This is a genomic window from Flavobacterium sp., assembly GCF_046296355.1.
Lineage (GTDB): Bacteria > Bacteroidota > Bacteroidia > Flavobacteriales > Flavobacteriaceae > Flavobacterium.
Genome location: NZ_JBKBLM010000002.1, coordinates 56358 through 71871, shown reverse-complemented (window position 1 = coordinate 71871; position 15514 = coordinate 56358). Strand labels below are relative to the sequence as shown.

The following is a 15514-nucleotide window of genomic DNA, read 5'->3' as shown; positions in this document are numbered from 1 at the left end:
GATTATTTTAATTCCAATACCAAAACTGATTTACCATCTATAGTAATATCGTTTTTCAAATCGAATATGGTATTGTTGAGGATATCTTTCCCCGATTTGTAATTTTTGATGTTTTCTAGGAATCGATTGGTTTTGAACGTTTGTTTTTCTTCATTGTTGTTTACTACAACCATTACACTTTCTTTTTCGTTGTAACGGAAATAGACGTAAACATTGTTTTCAGGAATATAATGCGTAGTTTTTCCGGAATGAATTACGGTTGCTGATTTTCGCCAATTGAATAGTTTAGCGGTAAAATCAAAGTATTTGTTTTGTTCTTCAGTTCGGCCGGCTTTGGTGAAAGCGTTATTAGTGTCGCCATTCCAGCCACCCGGGAAATCCCTGCGAATATCACCATCGCCTTTGCCTTTGTCGCCCGCCATTGCAATTTCGGAACCGTAATAGACTTGAGGAATACCGCGAACAGTGGCAATAATTGTCATCGCCATTTGGTATTTTTTGATGTCGTTTTTATACACTTCATTAAGGCGATTGGTGTCGTGATTTTCGGCGAAGAGCAAAATTTTGTTTACGTCAGGATATAAAAAATCATTGGTAAAACTATCGTACAATTTGATTACGCCTTCGTTCCAATTGCCTTTATTTTCATTGAAAACACCACCGCCTAAAATGCCTTGTAACATAAAATCCATCACACTCGGCAGATTGGAATTGTAACTTTGAATGGCGGCTACTTTGCTGTCTTTTTGCCAATAGGCAATTTGGGCATGATTGTACAACCAAGCTTCTCCAACAATATTAAAATTCGGATATTCATCGGTGATGGCTTTGGTCCAAGTGGCAATGCCTTTTTTGTCTGCATAAGGGTAAGTGTCTACGCGGAATCCGTCTAAATCCGCATATTCAATCCACCAAATGGCATTTTGAATCAAATATTTCAATACCAATGGATTGTTCTGATTTAAATCGGGCATCGATTTGACGAACCAACCGTCCATACAATTTTTAGTATCAATGGCTGAAGCATTGGGGTCGAATTGAGTGGTCATTTTGTAGTTGGTTTGTTTGAATCCCGGAAATTGGTTTAGCCAATCGTAAGTCGGTAAATCATTCATCATCCAATGTTTGTAACCCCAATGGTTGGTTACATAATCCATGATATTTTTCATACCGCGTTTGTGCAATTCGGCGCTCATGCGAACATAATCTTCATTGGTTCCGAAACGCGCGTCAATTTTATAAACGTCGGATTGGCCGTAAGTGTGATACGAACCTCTTTCGTCGTTGTCTTCGCAAAGCGGTGTTGGCCAAACGGCAGTTGCGCCCAATTCTTTGATGTAATCTAAATTCTTAATGATACCTTCGATATCGCCGCCGTGTCTTCCGTTGTCTTTGGTTCGGTCGGCTTTTTCGGTTAAAGCAGCGTCACTATCATTATTGGGATTCCCGTTGGCGAATCGGTCAGACATGATTAAATAAATCATATCTGAACTATCGAAGCTTTTGCGAAAACGGGAGTTTTCTCTTCTTGATTTGAGCGAATAGTTTTGGGTGAAGGACTTTTTACCATTTTTAAAAGTGAAAACAATATCCTGAGCCGGACTATTTTTGGTTTCAATGGTTACGAAAAGGTAATTCGGGTTTTCGGTTTTTTGGATGCCTTTAATGATAATACCGTTGGTAACAGTGACTTCGTTTTGGGCAATGTTTTTGCCGTAGAACATAATTTGAACATCGGAAAGCGTCATATCATTCCACCAAAACGGCGGTTCTACTTTGTCAATTTGGGCGAAAGCCGAAGAAGAGATTAACACTATAATTGTCGTTAATCTCGCGAAGGCGCGAAGGCGCGAAGGTTTTTTATTATAATCCATGAACTACTCGTTTTATACCGTTTTTTATTAATGCTTCATTAAAATTGATTAGTAATCCTAATTTTAAATTAGTAACTCTAATGTAAGTTAAGAGTTGTTTTAAATGAACATTTGAAATTTTTTCAACTGATTTTATTTCAATGATAACTTTATTTTCCACAATCAAATCTGAACGAAAACCGATGTCTAAATGAACATCATCCCAAACTATTGGAATTGGTTTCTGTCTTTCTACTATTAAGCCTTTTTTTGTTAATTCATGGTATAATATGGCTTCGTAAACACTTTCTAATAAACCGGGACCAAGTCTTGTGTGTATTTTATAACTTATGTCAACTATGATTTTTGAAAGTTCGTTTTCTGTCATACTTTATATTTTATAGTCATGAAAAATATTTTTTAAGCAAAGCCGCGAAGGCGCAAAAAAAGGTTCAACACTTTTATATATTAAAAAAACAAAGTCGCAAAGTAAAATATCTTTGCGACTTTGCGTCTTTGCGAGAAACTAAACAGTCACCAAACTGTCTGGCTCTACCAAAACTTCTTTACCGTTTACATAAACCGAAATCGCTGTTTCGCCTTCTAGGGTAAAGTTGGTTTCATTTTGGTGAACAGAAACTTTTAAAATTTGGTTTCTGAAATTAATTTTGAAAGAATAACCATTCCAGTCTTTCGGAATTCTTGGTTCGAAATGCAAAGTGTCGTTTTTCACTCTCATTCCGCCAAAACCTTCCACTATACTCATCCAAGTTCCGGCCATTGAGGTGATATGTAGACCTTCTTCGACTTCTTTGTTGTAATCATCTAAATCTAAACGTGACGTTCTCAAATAGAAAGTATACGCTTGTTCCATTCGGCCTAAATTAGCGGCTTGAATGGAGTGAACACATGGTGATAATGAACTTTCGTGAACAGTAAACGGTTCGTAAAAGTCGAAATGTTTTTCCAATTGTTCTCTGGTGAAATGATCTTCGAAGAAATAAAAACCTTGTAAAGTATCGGCTTGTTTGATGTAAGGCGAACGCAAGATTCTGTCCCAAGACCATTTTTGGTTGATTGGTCGTTGTGATTTGTCTAAATCGTGCACTTTGACCAATTCTTTGTCTAAGAAACCATCTTGTTGTAAATACACATCGTGTTCTTCAGAATACGGGAAATACATGTGGTCGGCTACTTTTTTCCAGTGAAGGATTTCAGTTGGTTCCAATTTCACTTTGCTCATGATTCTGTCAAAATCAGAAGCATATTCTTGTTTTACTTTTTCGATTTGCTCGATGGTATAATCGATACACCATTTGGCAATATAATTCGTGTAGAAGTTGTTGTTGACGTTGTTTTCGTATTCATTCGGACCGGTTACGCCTAAAATTACATACTGATTTCTATACGTAGAGAAAGTTGCTCTTTGGTGCCAGAAACGGGCAATGCCGATTAGAACTTCCAACCCTTTTTCAGGAATGTAACTGTAATCTCCGGTGAATCTGTAATAGTTGAAAACGGCAAAAGCTATCGCGCCATTTCGGTGGATTTCCTCAAACGTAATTTCCCATTCGTTGTGGCATTCTTCGCCGTTCATGGTTACCATTGGGTACAAAGCAGCGCCGTTTTTGAAACCTAATTTTTCGGCATTTTCGATGGCTTTGTCCAATTGGTTATAACGGTAAGCCAATAGGTTTCGCGCTACTTGTTGGTCTTTGGTCGCCATGTAAAACGGAATACAATACGCTTCAGTATCCCAATAAGTCGAACCGCCGTATTTTTCTCCTGTGAATCCTTTCGGACCGATGTTTAAGCGAGAATCTTTGCCTAAATACGTTTGGTTCAATTGGAAAATATTGAAGCGAATTCCTTGTTGGGCTTTTACATCGCCATCGATAGTGATATCGCTCATTTCCCAGATTTTGGCCCAAGAATCGATTTGGTTTTGCAATAAAGTATCATAGCCTAAAGCCAATCCTTGTTGGATAACATTTTGCGCTGCCGGAATCAATTCTGCTGACGAATGATTCATCGAAACGGTGTAACCACCTAGTTTTTGAAAAGCAACTGTTTGTCCTTTTGAAACCAATTGCTCATAAGTAAAAATGACTTTATCAGAAGTCGTGTCTACGAATGTTGGTTCGGCGTTTTGATTTTCGTTATTGATATAAATGCTGTTGTGCATATAAGTTGCCACTTCAAAATGGGTTTTGAAAGTGCGTGCTACGACAAAAGCTTCGTTGTTTTTGTGTTGGGTTTCCAATGGTTCCCAAAATTTCTCTTCCCAGTTAGCGTCTTCGTTGTGTACTCCGGCGTCTAAATAAGGTTTGAAAACGATAGTGGCATCATTGTTTTTCGGCGTGATTTCGTATTTGATTACGCCCAATTCATCTAAATCCAAAGACAAAAAGCGTCTAACATTGACATCGATTTCGATTCCGTTATTCAACGTGGCTGAGAAAGAGCGATTGTACCAACCTTCTTTCATGTTGAGTTCGCGTCTGAAATTGGCTATTTTACATGCGGCCATGTCAAGCGATTCGCCGTTGATTTCTATTAGAATTCCAATCCAAACCGGTGCATTTAACACTTTGGCGAAATATTCCGGATAGCCGTTTTTCCACCAACCCACTTTAGTTTTGTCCGGATAATAAATTCCGGCGATGTAACTTCCTTGGAAAGTATTTCCCGAATAGAATTCTTCAAAGTTGGCGCGTTGACCCATGGCACCGTTTCCGATGCTGAATAAACTTTCCGAGGATTTTACTCTTTCTAAATCAAATCCTTCTTCAATAATCGACCAGTTGTCCGGTTTTATATAGTCTTGGTTCATTGTAATTTTTTTATTGTCCTTTTATCATTCAATTTTAGTCGAGGAGCGCTTCTATAAAAGAAAGATCCATAAACGTAAAATCTTTAAAATTGTATTTTGCTTCGTGTAATATTTCTGCCTCTCCAATACCGACGCTTATCATGTTGGCCACATTGGCGGCTTGAATTCCGGCAACACTGTCTTCAAAAACGATACAGTTTTTGTTGTTGGCTTTTACCAATTTGGCTGCTCTCAGAAAAACTTCAGGATCGGGTTTGGCATTGGCTACATCATTACCATCAACGACGGCGTCAAAGAAGTGCAAAATCCCGGTTTTTTCTAAAATAGGTCGGGCATTTTTACTGGCCGAGCCTAAGGCAATCAGTTGTTTTTTTTCTTTAATAAATTGAAGAACATTGATTACTCCTGGTAGTAATTCGCTTTCGTCCATATCGACCAAGTAGGATAAGTACTCTTCGTTTTTTTGGATTAGCCACTTGTTTTTGTCTTCTTGTGAAGCTTGGACATTGCCCAATGCTAAAATGATGTCAAGAGAACGAACGCGGCTAACGCCTTTTAATTCTTCGTTGTGTTCCGGGGTAAATTCGATTCCTAACTCTTGAGCTAACTTTTGCCACGCCAAAAAATGGTATTTGGCTGTGTCAACGATAACTCCGTCAAGGTCGAAAATGAATGCTTTTTTACTCATTAATTATAATTTTCGATTTGTCATTGATGGTGAGTGAAATAATTCCGGCAAGAATCATCGATGCGCCACCAATTAATAGGGCATAAATAGGTTCGCTGTTAAAAAATCTAGACACTAAAAATCCTAAAATTGAAGCAGCTACCAACTGTGGAATTACTATAAAGAAGTTGAAAACACCCATATAGTAACCCATTTTACTTGATGGTAAAGCTCCGGATAACATGGCGTATGGAATGGACAAAATACTAGCCCATGCAATTCCTACACCAATCATTGGTAGCCATTCCATTGTGAAAACGGTTGGTTCTTTGATAAAATAAATAGAAATTAGGCCTAGACCACCAAAAGTTAAAGCGATGAAATGCGTAAACTTTCGGCTGGTGTATTTGGCTAATAACGGCAGCAAAAAGGCAGCAATAGCGGCAATTAAATTGTAGTTGGCAAACATCTCACCTACTTGATTGGCACCATTATTATAGGCTTCCGAAGTAGTGTCTGTTGTCCCGTAAATGTGTTGTGTCACGGCAAGTGTAGTGTAAATCCACATAGAGAATAAAGCAAACCAAGAGAAGAATTGAACCCAAGCCAATTGCTTCATGATTTTGGGCATAAACTGAAAATCGTTCATAATGGTTACAAAACCATTGTCTGTTTTGTTGGCATTTTGCAATAATCCGGAGACTAACATGGCCAATCCACCTAATCCAATTAAGCCTAGGGAAAGTACATATAAATCTTTCTTTAAGTCATAATGAAAAATGGCATAAGAAAAAATAACACTGACAATCAAAAATAAAATACCTTTTGTTAAATGTGATTTTGCATTGGTAGCAAACCATTCCGCAGAATGGGTTTCTTTTTTGAATTCTGTTTCTTGGTGTTTTTCAAAGGCTTCCATTTCTTCCGGAGAATATTCTTTAGAAGTAAGCACTGTCCAAAGAACGGTTACAATGAAAGCTACGCCGCCAAGATAAAACGAGTACTTTACCGAGTCAGGAATAATGCCTAAAGGTGCTGTGTTTTCAACGCCGAAATAGGTAAAAATTAAAGGAAGTTTGGAAGCAAAATAGGCGCCAATTCCGATAAAAAAACTTTGCATAGCAAATCCCATCGTGCGTTGTTTTTCGGGTAGATTGTCTCCAACAAATGCTCGAAATGGTTCCATTGAAACGTTTATAGACGCATCCATTATCCAGAGCATTCCTGCGGCAAACCAAAGTACGGGTGAATTAGGCATGATGAATAACGCTGCTGAAGCTAAAATGGCACCAGCCAAAAAATAAGGTTTTCTTCTGCCTAATCTGGTCCAAGTTCGGTCTGAGAAATAACCAATGATAGGTTGAACAATTAAACCGGTCAAAGGAGCAGCAACCCATAATATAGGGATGTCATCAATATTGGCTCCTAAAGTTTGAAATATTCTACTAACGTTTGAATTTTGCAAGGCAAAACCCATCTGAATCCCCAGAAATCCGAAACTCATGTTCCAAATTTGCCAGAAACCTAATTTACGCTTTTCCATTATCGTAATTTATTGGTTTGTAATACGATAAGCGCTTTGCTTATCAAAACTTTAATCTATTTTCGAAGTAAAGTACAAGCTTTGATAATTATGGTAAAGATAATAAAGAATTTATATTGTGATGATTCTCTTTAAAAAAAATGACAATGACAAGTTACGCAAACGTTTTTTGTTGATAAAAACCCTTTTATTTCGTGGATTCTCTTTCGACCAATTCGGTTTCGATAACTTCGGTCTTGTATTGTTCTTCGTCTTCTTCTTCGGCTTCTAGTCTTTCAATCAGCATTTTAGCAGCTTTGCCACCCATTTTTACGCCGTTTTGACTGACGGTAGTGATGCTTGGAGAAGAGTATTTAGAAATAATTCCATCAGTAAATCCGATAATTGAAAGGTCTTCAGGAACTTTTTTCCCTAGTTTATTGGCTTCTTTTATGGCGGTTACCGCGAATAATTCGTTTACGGCAAAAACGGCATCAATTTCATTGTTTGCCAAAAGATTGGCGATACTGTCTTCGAAATTTTCGGTGTCTTCGATTTTCAAGATTAGATTTTCATCCACTTTGAGATCGTTATTTTTGAGGGCTTTGATGTAGCCTTCCGTTCTTAATTTTCCGACACTTACATAATCAACTGTTGAAATTAAGGCTATTTTTTTAAAGCCTTTGTCGATTAAATGTTGGGTTGCATTAAAAGCAGCGAGATTATCATCAATAATTACTTTATCGCAAAGAATTTCATTGGTCACACGATCAAACATTACGACCGGCATTCCTTGATTGATTACTTCGACTATGTGGTGAAAATCTTTCTTTTGTTGGGTTTCTTTTGACAGCGACATGATGAAACCATCGATACTTCCGTTGGCTAACATTTCCATGTTAATTACCTCTTTGTCAAATGATTCGTCAGATAGGCAAACCAAAACATTATAACCATTTTCGTTGGCCACATTTTCTACTCCGCTAATTACCGTAGCAAAAAAATGGTGGATAATTTCAGGAATAATAATACAAATGGTCTTGGTTTTTTTGTTCTTTAAACTTAGGGCAATATTGTTGGGTTTGTAGTTGTATAATTTGGCAAATGCCTGCACTTTTTGGCGGGTATCTTCACTTATTTCCAAACTGTTTCTTAATGATTTTGAGACAGTAGAAATGGAGACGTCAAGTTCTCTGGCAATTTGTTTTAAAGTAACTTTTCTTTTCATTTTGGGAATAGGGTAAATACTGTTTTCTGAATAAAGATATAGGTTATTTTTTATTCTGTCAATTTTAGCCTTAAAATAATGAAATTATGGAAAAGTTTTCAACACGAAAACGTTTTCGGTACAGATTTAACGAGCGTTTATTCTGTGAATTGATTTTTTTACATAAATTTAACAATCGAAGTAAAAATACAAGCACAAAATTAAATTTTTAACCTAAACAAAACGTATGAAAACAATTTACAAAAAGTTGTTATTTTTATTCCTGCTACTGCCTTTTAGCGCTCTTGCACAGAGCACTTTGGGTGGAGTTGTTGTTGACAGCAATTCAAACCAACCATTGCCGGGAGTAAATGTAATTGTTCAAGGTGCTAACAACAGCACCACAACAGATTTTGATGGAAAATTCCAATTAGGAGGCCTAAAAAACGGAGACAAAGTTGTCTTTTCGTTCATAGGATATGACTCTAAAACGGTGACTTTTTCAGGACAAAAAACTGTAAACATCAGCTTAGATGAAAGCGCCAATCAGCTACAAGAAGTTGTGGTACAAGTTGGGTATGGAAATGTTAAGAAAAAAGATGCTACAGGATCTGTTTCGTTAGTAACAGCCAAGGATTTTAACAAAGGAGCAAACGTAACTGCTGAGAATTTGTTAAATGGTCGTGTTGCTGGTCTTACCATTAATACTAGTGGAGCGCCAGGTTCTGGATCTGAAATTAGAATTCGTGGAGGTGCATCATTATTTGCTAAAAATGATCCATTGATAGTTATTGATGGGTTGCCGATAGAAAATAACACCGGAACAGGAGCGACTTCTATTCTGTCATCAATTAATCCGAATACGATTGAATCATTTTCTGTTTTAAAAGATGCTTCCGCTACGGCTATATATGGTTCGCGAGCTTCCAACGGGGTAATTATTATTACAACTAAAAAAGGGGGTAAAAAATTATCTGTAGACTATAATTTTCAGTACGGTTCAGGAAAATTAGTAAAAACACTTGATGTTTTTAATGGTGATGAATTTAGAGACCTTATTACACAAGTTAGACCAATTGGGGTTACTCAATTAGGGACAGCCAATACAAATTGGCAAGAAGCGATTTATAGAAGAACTGATTTTGTTGATAATAGTTTAACGTTAAGAGGAAATCTTTTTAATGCTATACCATCACGTATTACGATTGGTAATACATATCAAGAAGGTTTGCGTTTGACCAACTCATTTAACAGAAACAATGTTTCGGTTGCTTTAAATCCTAGTATGTTTAAAGATCATTTAAAATTGAAATTAAACGCTAGTTATTCTAATGAAAGAAACCGTTTTGCAGATGGTGTAGAAGGAGCGGCAATTAGATTTGATCCAACACAACCTATATATGATGTGAATTCAGTATATGAAGGATTTTTTGAATATCATAACCAAGCAAGTGGTGAAATCACTCCGCAAACCATTCGAAATCCTGTTGCTCAATTATTACAAACATATGATTATGGTATAAATAATAGATTGTATGGTAATTTTGAATTAGATTATAAGTTTCATTTCTTCCCTGCTTTGAGAGCGGTTGTAAATGTAGGTTTTGATGAAGCCAATGGTGAAAGATCAAGAACAGCTGGAGAATTTGCAGCTTCTTCGGGATCTAATAATAATATTCCATATGGTACAAATGAATTTACAGAAAGCCTTAGAAGAAACAAATTGTTAGATGCTTATTTTGTTTACAACAAAACTTTTGGTAAAACAGTATTTGATTTAACAGGTGGTTATTCTTATCAAAAATTCGAGGCCAATAGATTTGAAACAGGGAATGTTAACGATCCTAACTTACCTGGAGGACCAACAGGATTTCCAAGACAGTCTTTTGATACAGATGTAGTTCTTATTGGTTTCTTTGGTAGAACAAACATTAATTTGAATGATAAATATTTATTCACTTTATCATACAGAAGAGATGGTTCTTCTCGTTTTTCTGAAGATAACCGTTGGGGTAATTTCCCGTCAGCAGCTTTTGCTTGGAAAGTTAAGGGTGATTTCTTAAAAGACAGTAAAACAATTTCTGATTTGAAGCTTCGTTTAGGTTGGGGTATTACCGGACAACAAGATATACCTGCTGCAAATGATTATCTTCAAAGAATTGATGTTGGTAGTGGTTCATCTCAATACTTTTTTGGCCCTTCTGCTACACCAATCGCTATACCGGGTCGTTTAAGCCCAACTTTGAAATGGGAAGAAACAACAACTTATAACGTAGGACTTGATTTTGGATTGTTTAGTAGAATTAATGGTTCGATAGATGTGTTCTATAAAGAATCAAAAGATTTATTAGTAGATGCAGCAGTATCTGATGGAGCTAACTTTGCCAATAGAGCTTGGCAAAACGTAGGTAGCTTTAGCACTAAAGGAATTGAATTAGGGTTAAATGCCGATGTGGTAAAAACCGATAATTTTAATTGGAATTTGAATTTTAACTTCACGACTTTTGAAAGAAAAATCAATGAGTTAATTTTTGATGCAGACATTTTAGTAGGAGAAAACATTCTAGGAACTGGAACCCAAGCTCAAATACTAACAGAAGGATATTCTCCTTACTCTTATTTCTTATATAAACAATTATATGATAGCGCAGGAAGACCTATTGAAGGTGCTTATGCAGACTTAAATGGAGATGGTATCATCAACTCAAGTGATAAATATGTTTATAAAAACCCTGATCCAGATGCTACTTTTGGTTTGGCTTCCACTATTAACTACAAAAACTTTGATTTTTCATTTAATCTAAGAGCAAGTATTGGGAATGATGTTTACAATGCTTTTGAAGCAAGAAATGCTCAATACGATCAGCTAACAACAGGTGGTGCATTGGCTAATATTTTAACTTCGGTATTGGATACTGATTTTGCCATCAGAGATAATGTGGCTTTATCTGACCGATATGTTGAAAATGCTTCATTCTTAAGAATGGATAATATATCATTAGGATATACTTTCCAAAAATGGCTAGATGGTAAAGCATCATTAAGATTGTTTACCGGCGTTCAAAATGCTTTTGTGATTACTAATTATTCAGGAATTGATCCTGAAATTACTAATAACGGAGTAGATAATACAGTATATCCTAGACAAAGATCTTTCTTGTTTGGGGCTAATGTGAAATTTTAAAAAAAAAGAATATGAAAAAAATTAATTTTATTTATGCCCTTATTGCTTTTGCAGGACTAAGTTCTTGTACTAGTGATTTGGATGTAGTTTCAGAAGATCCTAGAGTACTCTCTGACGAGATACTTTACTCTACTGCTGCAGGTTACAAACAGGCTTTAGGAGGAGTTTATGGAAATCTTTCTTTGACCGGAACTGGTGATGCAGGTAGTTCATTCCTTCAAGGAGTTGATGCAGGTACAAGTCAGTTTGGAAGATGTTTATGGTATTTGCAAAACTTAACAACAGATGAAGTAATTTGGAGTTATGAAGGTGATGCCGGTACTGCTGAGTTGCAACGTAATACTTGGACCTCTTCTAATCCTCTTTTGATAGGGATGTATAGTAGAACAATGGTAGAAGTAGCTTTTGCAAATGAGTTTTTAAGACAATCAACTCCCGAAAAATTAGCTTCGAGAGGAATTACAAATCCTGTAGATGTTGCTAACATAGAAACGTATAGAAGCGAAGTTAGAGCCTTAAGAGCGTTTGCTTATTATAATCTGATGGATCTGTTTGGTAAAGCACCTTTTATTACTGAAAATGATCCATTAAATTTTAAAGGGCCACAATATGATAGAGCGCAATTATTTGCTTTTGTAGAAAGTGAAATGCTTGAAGTTTTACCAAATTTAAAGCCTGCAAGAACTAATGAATACGGAAGACTTGACCAAGCTTTTGCTAAAATGGTTTTAGCCAAAATATATTTGAATGCCGAAGTTTATATTGGACAAAACCGTTATGCAGATTGTATGACTCAGTGTGCAGATGTTATAGGAAGTGGTTATACTTTGAATCCGGATTATTTAAATAATTTTAAAGCGGATAATGAGACTTCTCCTGAAATGATTTTCACATTGCAATCAGACGGAGTTTCAACTCAAAATTATGGGCCAACAACAGTAATGTGTAATGGTCAAGTAGGTTCACTAGAAGGTAACGGTTCAGCTATTGGAGTAGGTGGATGGGGAGGTGCTTTACGTTTGAGAAAGCAATTTGTTCAAAAATTTGACGGTATTGATTATGATTTTGATACCAGAAAAACAATTACTGGAGGTGGACCAAGATCTTTAGAAATTAACGATATTTCTAATAAAGACCAAGGTTATATTTTGAAAAAATATTCTAATATTTCCTCTACAGGTATACCTGGGCCAAGTTCAACTTTTGTAAATACAGATTTTCCATTGTTCCGTCTTGCCGATGCTTACTTAATGTATGTTGAAGCACAAATGAGAAAAGATGGTGCTAATAATGGTAGTTCAACTGCAAATGCAAGCGCTACATCTTTAGGCTATTTGAACGAATTGAGAGATAGAGCTAATGGCTATGATTTCCCGGATTTTACTCAAAGTCAAGTTACTCTTCAATTTATTATTGATGAAAGATCAAGAGAATTGCATTGGGAAGGCCATAGAAGACAAGACCTTGTAAGATTTGATTTGTATACAGGAGGTGCTTATAACTGGGCATGGAAAGGGAACGGTATAAACGGAATTTCTATTTCAAATAACCGTAAATTATTCCCTTTACCAGCACAAACTATAGCAGCAAATCCTAATTTAACTCAAAATCCAGGGTATTAATTTTAAATAGAAAAATTATGAGAAAAATATCAATTTTAATACCTATGTTCTGTGCTTTATTGTTTGTAAGTTCATGTGATAATGACAATGCAGACCTTAAAGTTTATGAGACTGATCCAATTGTATTGTCAGAGTTAGATATAACAGACATAGAACTTGACCAAACAAACCCAAACAATCCAATTGTTACTTTAAATTGGACTTCGGCTAATTATGGACAACAAACATCAGTGAACTATAGTGTACAAGCCAGTTCTGATGAAGCTTTTACCAACCCAATATTAGTGACAACTGTTAATGGGAATTCGGCAACACTTTCAGTTAACCAGTTAAATTCTGCCGTTGGTAGCGCAGGTTTGCCACCATTTCAGTGGAATACTGCTTATTTAAGAGTTGTTTCTTCTATAGGAACAACTTCAAGTTTGCCTGTAGCTTCTAACACTATCTCTTTTAATGCTTATCCTTACTTTAATTATCCATTTAAAGATTATTATATTGTAGGAGATGCAACTCAGCCAGGTTGGAATAATAACAACAACAATCCACCATTATTTAGAGATGGAGAAAATCCTAATTTATATAGATTTGTTGGGTATTTTACAGCTGGTCAATTCAAGGTTCTTGAAGAAAAAGGACTTTGGCAGCCACAATGGGGAACCAATAATGGCTCGGGGATAAATGTAAACCCTGGCGGAGGTTCAGATCCGGGTACTTTTCCTTATAACAATAGTTCTATAGCTGCTGCAGGGTTTTATGCTTTTACTATTAATTATAGTACAAACACATTTACATTTGAGCCTTATGATGCTACTGGAGCAACAAGCTATACTTCTATGACTATTGAAGGAAGTTCAAGTGCTACTACAACTATGACTCAATCAGGTTTTGATAGTCATATTTGGTTTGTAAATACATTGCATTTGACGCCTGGTGATTTGAAATTTACATCAAATACTAGTACTTCTTGGGGTGGAACTACTTCATTCTCTGGAACTGCTTCAACAACTATTTCAAATATTCCGGTTGTAGTTGAAGATGATTATGATATTTGGTTTAATGATTTAACAGGTCATTACATTATGATACCTTTAAATTTATAACTTTTAAAAACTAGAAATATGAAAATTCATATAAATAAAATAAGTAGTATACTGTTACTATCATTAATGTTTGTTTTAAATTCCTGTGATAAAGAAGATAATTTAAAAATTATTTCACCAGACGCAGCATTTAAATTGACTGAGCCTGAGATAAGTTCTGTTTATCTTAATTTTGGACTCCCACAAAACCCAGCACTTACAGCAGTATGGGAAGATGATTTAACAGGTAGTTCAAATTACATCGTTGAAATGTCTTTAGATGTTGATTTTACAAATGTTGTAACCTTAGGAAACACAAGTTTGAAAGAATTTACCATCTCTGTACAAGATTTAAATAATGCCATTCGAGATGCCGGAGTAGAAACTTTCAGAGACATTACAATTTATGTAAGGATAAATACAGGAAGTCAATTAAGTAATTCAGTTCTATATTTCGTAACAACTTATCCAACAAATCCGCCGGTTCTTACTAGTCCGTCTGATGGAGCTGCATTTGTATTATCTCTTAGTACTTCTGGAGACACAGCACTTACAGTAAATTGGACAGATGTTGTCTTGAATTCTGACTTAAATATTGATGTAACTTACAATGTTGAAGCGGCTCTTGGTGGAACAAGTTTTGCTTCACCCGCTTCTTTAGGTACTGTTACGAATTTAACTACGTTAACTGTAACACATGCTAACCTAAATTCTTTAGCTTTGGGATTAGGTTTAACAGCTGGAACTGCTGGCAATATTGATTTAAGATTAAAAGCGAGTAACACTAATGAAAGTCTAGATGTATTAACAAGAACTTCTTTAACAAAGACCATTTCTGTTACTCCTTATAGTGTTACTTTCCCTAATTTATATTTTGTAGGAAGTGCAACTTCTCCGGGATGGAATAATAATAATAATAATACTCCTGTATTTAGAAACCAAAGCGTGCCAAACAACTATGTTTACACCGGTTATTTTAATGCAGGTGCATTCAAATTATTAGAAGTAAAGGGACAATGGCAACCACAATGGGGAACTAATGATGGTACAACATTAGCAGTAAACACAGGTGGAGGAAGTGATCCTAATACATTTGATGTTACTACGGCAGGGTATTATACCTATAATTTTACTACTGTAGGTCAAGGAGGTAATTTTACAGTTACACCTTATAATGCTGCTGGAGCTCCAACTTATTCTACAATGGGAATTATTGGTGCTGCTATTGGTGGATGGGATCCTTCTAATGAAATTAATTTCACACAAGATGTCAATAATCCACATTTATGGTATGCTTTGGGGGTTAATTTTACTTCAGGGAGCGAATTTTTAATCAGAGCAAATGATGCTTGGGATAATGTATGGAGACACACCGGATCACAAGAACTTTACGGTAATTCTGTGTTAGCAAGTGGAGGTAATAACTTCCCTTTCAATGCCGCAACAGGAAATTATGATGTTTGGTTCAATGATTTAGATGGAGCATATATTTTATTACCTCAATAAGTAATTAAAAAAAAATTAAAAGAAGGCTATCATTTTTTTAT

10 protein-coding genes are annotated in these 15514 nt (G+C 35.8%); 4 read left to right on the top strand and 6 right to left on the bottom strand.

From position 1 onward, the window contains the following. Positions 1 to 2: 2 nt before the first annotated feature. The 6 genes from ACK4HO_RS02290 to ACK4HO_RS02265 form a co-directional block, all read right to left on the bottom strand. The gene (locus tag ACK4HO_RS02290) at positions 3 to 1874 is read right to left on the bottom strand and encodes a glycoside hydrolase family 13 protein (RefSeq protein ID WP_409661999.1); all 1872 of its coding nucleotides are present in this window, start codon (positions 1872 to 1874) and stop codon (positions 3 to 5) included. Beyond that, positions 1864 to 2241 (bottom strand): GxxExxY protein, encoded by a 378-nt coding sequence (locus ACK4HO_RS02285; protein WP_409661996.1) that lies wholly within the window; start codon positions 2239 to 2241, stop codon positions 1864 to 1866. The genes ACK4HO_RS02290 and ACK4HO_RS02285 overlap by 11 nt, the downstream gene beginning before the upstream one ends. 138 nt (positions 2242 to 2379) lie before the next feature. Next, positions 2380 to 4686 (bottom strand): glycoside hydrolase family 65 protein, encoded by a 2307-nt coding sequence (locus ACK4HO_RS02280; RefSeq protein WP_409661994.1) that lies wholly within the window; start codon positions 4684 to 4686, stop codon positions 2380 to 2382. A 34-nt stretch (positions 4687 to 4720) separates the two neighbouring features. Next, the gene (gene pgmB / locus ACK4HO_RS02275; protein ID WP_409661991.1) at positions 4721 to 5374 is read right to left on the bottom strand and encodes a beta-phosphoglucomutase; all 654 of its coding nucleotides are present in this window, start codon (positions 5372 to 5374) and stop codon (positions 4721 to 4723) included. Continuing rightward, positions 5367 to 6896, bottom strand: a complete 1530-nt coding sequence (locus tag ACK4HO_RS02270) for an MFS transporter (protein WP_409661988.1) — start codon at positions 6894 to 6896, stop codon at positions 5367 to 5369. Before ACK4HO_RS02270 ends, pgmB begins: the two co-directional genes overlap by 8 nt. A 187-nt stretch (positions 6897 to 7083) precedes the next feature. Then, a complete protein-coding gene (locus tag ACK4HO_RS02265; protein ID WP_409661985.1) occupies positions 7084 to 8103 on the bottom strand; it encodes a LacI family DNA-binding transcriptional regulator in 1020 nt (339 codons plus the stop codon). 226 nt (positions 8104 to 8329) lie between these two features. Here ACK4HO_RS02265 and ACK4HO_RS02260 point away from each other — a divergent pair, with 226 nt between their 5' ends. Genes ACK4HO_RS02260 through ACK4HO_RS02245 form a run of 4 tightly spaced genes read left to right on the top strand, consistent with a single transcriptional unit; the run spans position 8330 to position 15473 of the window. Next, complete coding sequence (locus ACK4HO_RS02260) at positions 8330 to 11266, top strand: SusC/RagA family TonB-linked outer membrane protein (protein WP_409661983.1); 2937 nt, start codon at positions 8330 to 8332, stop codon at positions 11264 to 11266. Between the two features lie 11 nt (positions 11267 to 11277). Next, positions 11278 to 12888, top strand: a complete 1611-nt coding sequence (locus ACK4HO_RS02255; protein ID WP_409661980.1) for a RagB/SusD family nutrient uptake outer membrane protein — start codon at positions 11278 to 11280, stop codon at positions 12886 to 12888. A 17-nt stretch (positions 12889 to 12905) separates the two neighbouring features. Then, a complete protein-coding gene (locus ACK4HO_RS02250; RefSeq protein WP_409661977.1) occupies positions 12906 to 13988 on the top strand; it encodes a SusE domain-containing protein in 1083 nt (360 codons plus the stop codon). Positions 13989 to 14006: 18 nt separating this feature from the next. Next, positions 14007 to 15473 carry a SusE domain-containing protein gene (locus tag ACK4HO_RS02245; RefSeq protein ID WP_409661974.1) on the top strand — a complete coding sequence of 489 codons (1467 nt, stop codon included), beginning with the start codon at positions 14007 to 14009 and terminating at the stop codon, positions 15471 to 15473. The last annotated feature ends 41 nt before the right edge of the window (positions 15474 to 15514 follow it).